General features: G+C 65.9%; 2 protein-coding genes. One reads left to right on the plus strand and one right to left on the minus strand.

Annotated features, from left to right (window positions below):
- Positions 1-515: 515 nt before the first annotated feature.
- Positions 516-845: a putative quinol monooxygenase gene (locus tag ETD96_RS43945; RefSeq protein WP_138642372.1), complete on the minus strand. Its 330-nt coding sequence runs from the start codon at positions 843-845 to the stop codon at positions 516-518.
- A 64-nt stretch (positions 846-909) separates the two neighbouring features.
- Between ETD96_RS43945 and ETD96_RS43950 the strand changes: the two genes are divergently transcribed.
- Complete coding sequence (locus ETD96_RS43950) at positions 910-1,269, plus strand: MerR family transcriptional regulator (protein WP_138642373.1); 360 nt, start codon at positions 910-912, stop codon at positions 1,267-1,269.
- The last annotated feature ends 46 nt before the right edge of the window (positions 1,270-1,315 follow it).

Raw genomic sequence — 1,315 nt, forward strand, 5'->3', positions numbered from 1 at the left:
TCACACCCCGCCGTTACCAGCGACGCATGTGAGCGCGGGAACGGATCCGAACACTAATCCGGGGGCAGCAAATATCTCCCTTCTCCGTAGCTTTCCCACTTGTCGTGTGCGACTTCGTGTCGCACTTCGAGCCGGTTGATGCCGCACTAGCGGGGGTGGCGCCAGCGGTGGACGGCCGGATTCGGAACTGCGCCGGCCGTGCCGTCGCAGTGCCAACGGCGGAACGGTGAGGACCCCACCTCCCAGGAGCCATGTAGGCGGGCACGTCCCGCCACAGGACACCGACCCGGACTCGCCCGCGAACGCCGTCGAGCTGCCGTTTCGTCCATTGCGAGGACAGGCCCGCCTCGTCACCGCCAGGGCGGCCACGAGGTCTCCGGTGGGGTGGCTACCGAAGACCCATTACTTAACGATCACGACACCCGTCACACAACCGACTCCGAAGCAGGCCCTGGGCCCCGCCAACCTCGCCTCGGCCGTCATCTAGCGGCGTCGGTGGGGCAAGCCGTCCGGAACTATGTGAGGTCGGCCGGGTAAGCGCTCCTCATCGCGCCGAAGTAGGCCTCGGGTGGACCTTCCACATGCTTGGGCAGCTCGTCCATGAAGGCGCGCAGCAGCGCGGTCGCATTGTGCCGATCGAGGTCCTCTTGCGAACGCCAGACCTCGTACAGGAAGAACCGGCCGTCCTCCTGTTCGTGAAGGTGGTACTGGAGATTGCCGGTGTGCTTCCGGGACGGTTCGACGAGGTTCAGCAGGAGATTGCCGAGTTGCTCGGCGTGCCCGGGCTTGGGGGTCAGGAATCCGTAGAGCGAGACGGGCGCCGGTTCAGTCGAATTAGTTGTCATGCGAGCAACGTTAGGATGTGACATCAGTGTGAGGTTCAAGGCGCGTGCCTATGGGGTGGGTCACATGAAGATCGGAGAGCTGTCCCGCGAAACGGGCGTGGCCGTCCGTCTCCTGCGCTACTACGAGGATCAAGGCCTGCTCACCTCCCACCGCAGCCCGGGCGGACACCGCCACTACGGCCCCGAGGCCCCCGCTGCGGTCGCCCGCATCCGCACACTGCTCGCGGCAGGGCTCCGCACGCGAGTCATCCGCGAACTCACGCCGTGCTTCGTCGGCGACGGCACAGAGGTCCAGGCATGCGTCCTCGACCACCTCCGAACCCAGTGCGCCGAGTTGGACACGTGGAGCGCCCCGGGTTGGGTGGAGGCCCTGAAACCTGGAAGGGTGAGGGGCTATGGCACCCCCGAGAAAGTACTCCGTTGAGCTGCGTGAACGCGCGGTCCGTATGGTCTTTGAGCTGCGCGAGCAG

The sequence above is a fragment of the Actinomadura geliboluensis genome (assembly GCF_005889745.1).
Classification (GTDB): domain Bacteria; phylum Actinomycetota; class Actinomycetes; order Streptosporangiales; family Streptosporangiaceae; genus Spirillospora; species Spirillospora geliboluensis.

Excerpts from the sequence above, each read along its gene's own strand:
- ETD96_RS43945 (WP_138642372.1), bottom strand. The coding sequence starts at position 845 with ATGACAACTAATTCGACTGAACCGGCGCCCGTCTCGCTCTACGGATTC.
- ETD96_RS43950 (WP_138642373.1), top strand. The coding sequence starts at position 910 with ATGAAGATCGGAGAGCTGTCCCGCGAAACGGGCGTGGCCGTCCGTCTC.